1 pseudogene is annotated in these 3,578 nt (G+C 36.0%); it reads left to right on the top strand.

Annotated elements, in window-relative coordinates:
* Nucleotides 1-3,578: pseudogene (gene sasC, locus IDG65_RS13670) on the top strand (LPXTG-anchored aggregation protein SasC); the annotation flags it as partial.

Here is a 3,578-nt window from a genome sequence, read left to right as displayed (position 1 = left end):
ATTTGGCGCTTATTTAAAGTACCTGAAAATGTTAGTCATTTAAAAATACAATTTGTTCCTAAAAATGACGCAATAACAGATCCGCGTGGCATTTATCAATTACGTGATGGTTATAAATACTATGACTTTGTTGACTCTATCGGTCTACATTCTGGGTCGCATGTCTATGTTGAAAGACGTACAATGGAGCCAACAGCAACAAATAACAAAGAATTTTCAGTTACAACGTCATTAAAGAATAATGGTAACTTTGGCGCTTCATTTAATACAGATGATTTTGTATATAAAATTCAATTACCTGAAGGTGTTGAATATGTAAATAATTCATTGACTAAAGATTTCCAGAGCGGTAATTCAGGTGTTGATATCAATGATTTTAATGTGACGTATGACGCAGCAAATCGAATTATTACAATTAAAAGTACTGGTGGAGGTTCAGGGAATTCACCGGCACGACTTATGCCTGATAAAATATTGGATTTGAAGTATAAGCTACGTGTGAACAATGTGCCAACACCAAGAACAGTAACATTTAACGATACGTTAACGTATAAAACATTTTCACAAGATTTTATTAATTCACCTGCAGAAAGTCATACAGTAAGCACTGAACCGTATACAATCGATATCATCATGAATAAAGACGCACTACAAGCTGAAGTTGATAGACGTATTCAACAAGCGGATTATACATTTGCATCATTAGATATTTTTAATGATCTTAAAAGACGCGCACAAACAATTTTAGATGAAAACCGTAACAATGTACCTTTAAACAAAAGAGTTTCTCAGGCAGATATCGATTCATTAGCAAATCAAATGCAACATACGTTAATTCGAAGTGTTGACGCTGAAAATGCCGTTAATAGAAAAGTTGATGACATGGAAGATTTAGTTAACCAAAATGATGAACTGACAGATGAAGAAAAACAAGCAGCGATTCAAGTCATCGAGGAACATAAAAATGAAATTATTGGAAATATTGGTGACCAAACGACTGATGATGGTGTTACTAGAATTAAAGATCAAGGTATACAGACTTTAAGTAGAGACACTGCAACACCAGTTGTTAAACCAAATGCTAAACAAGCAATACGTGATAAAGCTGCGAAACAAAGAGAAATTATCAATAACACACCAGATGCTACTCAAGATGAAATTCAAGATGCATTAAATCAATTAACAACGGATGAAACAGATGCTATTGATAATGTTACGAATGCTACTACCAATGCTGATGTTGAAACAGCTAAAAATAATGGTATTAATACTATTGGAGCTGTTGTCCCTCAAGTAACACACAAACAAGCAGCAAGAGATGCAATTAACCAAGCAACAGCAACAAAAAGACAACAGATAAATAGTAATAGAGAAGCAACACAAGAAGAGAAAAATGCAGCATTGAATGAATTAACGCAAGCTACGAACCACGCTTTAGAGCAAATCAATCAAGCGACAACCAATGATGATGTGGATACAGCCAAAGGTGATGGTCTGAATGCCATTAATCCTATTGCGCCTGTAACTGTTGTCAAGCAGGCAGCAAGAGATGCCGTATCACATGATGCACAACAACATATCGCTGAGATCAATGCTAATCCTGATGCGACTCAAGAAGAAAGACAGGCAGCGATTGACAAAGTAAATGCTGCTGTAGCTGCTGCGAATGCTAACATTTTAAATGCTAATACCAATGCAGATGTGGAGCAAGTGAAGACAAATGCAATTCAAGGTATACAAGCCATTGAACCAGCTACAAAGGTTAAAACAGATGCTAAAAATGCTATTGATCAAAGTGCTGAAACGCAACATAATGCGATATTTAATAATAATGATGCGACCTTAGAAGAGCAACAAGCAGCACAACAATTGCTTGATCAAGCTGTAGCCACAGCGAAGCAAAATATTAATGCAGCAGATACGAATCAAGAAGTTGCACAAGCAAAAGATCAAGGTATGCAAAATATAGTTGTGATTCAACCAGCGACACAAGTTAAAACGGATGCTCGTAATACTGTAAATGAAAAAGCACGTGAGGTGATAACAAATATCAATGCTACACCTGGTGCGACTCGAGAAGAGAAACAAGAAGCGATAGATCGTGTCAATGCACTTAAAAATAGAGCATTAACTGATATCGGTGTGACGTCTACTACTGCGATGGTCAATAGCATTAGAGACGATGCAGTCAATCAAATCGGTGCTGTTCAACCGCATGTAACTAAGAAGCAAACAGCTACAGGTGTATTAAACGATTTAGCAACTGCTAAAAAGCAAGAAATTAATCAAAATACAAATGCAACAACTGAAGAAAAGCAAATAGCATTAAATCAAGTAGACCAAGAATTAGCAGCTGCACTTAATAATATAAATCAAGCTGATACAAACGCGGAAGTAGATCAAGCGCAACAATTAGGTGCACAAGCAATTAATGCGATTCAGCCAAATATTGTAAAAAAACCTGCAGCATTAGCACAAATCAATCAGCATTATAATGCTAAATTAGCTGAAATCAATGCTACACCAGATGCAACAGATGATGAGAAAAATGCTGCAATTAATACGTTGAATCAAGACAGACAACAAGCTATTGAAAGTCTTAATCAAGCGAATACCAATAATGAAGTAGACCAAGCTGCGATAACAGCAGAAAATAATATTGATGCTGTTCAAGTTGACGTAGTGAAAAAGCAAGCAGCACGAGATAAAATCACTGCTGAAGTGGCGAAACGTATTGAAGCGGTTAAACAAACACCTAATGCAACTGATGAAGAAAAGCAGGCTGCTGTTAATCAAATCAATCAACTTAAAGATCAAGCATTTAACCAAATTAATCAAAACCAAACAAATGATCAGGTAGACGCAACTACAAATCAAGCGATAAATGCTATAGACAATGTTGAAGCTGAAGTAGTAATTAAACCAAAGGCAATTGCAGATATTGAAAAAGCTGTTAAAGAAAAGCAACAGCAAATTGATAATAGTATTGATTCAACAGATAATGAGAAAGAAGTTGCTACACAAGCATTAGCTAGAGAAAAAGAAAAAGCCCTTGTAGCAATTGAACAAGCTCAAACGAACGAGCAAGTGAATCAAGCGGCAACAGATGGTATAACTGCGATAAAAATTATTCAACCTGAAACTCGAGTTAAACCAGCAGCACGTGAAAAAATCAATCAAAAAGCGAATGAATTACGTGCGCAAATCAATCAAGATAAAGAAGCGACAGCAGAAGAAAGACAAGCGGCGTTAGATAAAATCAATGATTTAGTTACTCAAGCTATGACAAATATCACGAATGATAGAACAGATCAGCAAGTTAACGACTCAACAAATCAAGCGCTTGGAGACATTGCATTAGTGACGCCTGACCATATTATTAGAGCAGCTGCTAGAGATGCAGTAAAGCAACAATATGAGGCTAAAAAGCAAGAAATAGAGCAAGCGGAACATGCGACTGATGAAGAAAAACAAGTTGCTTTAAATCAATTAGCGAATAATGAAAAACGTGCATTACAAAACATCGATCAAGCAATAGCGAATAATGATGTGAAACGTGTTGAATCAAATGGTATTGC

The organism is Staphylococcus sp. EG-SA-17, assembly GCF_017151845.1.
GTDB classification, from domain to species: domain Bacteria; phylum Bacillota; class Bacilli; order Staphylococcales; family Staphylococcaceae; genus Staphylococcus; species Staphylococcus aureus.
Note: the sequence above shows the minus strand (reverse complement) of the source record. Positions and strands in the feature narration are given on the sequence as shown.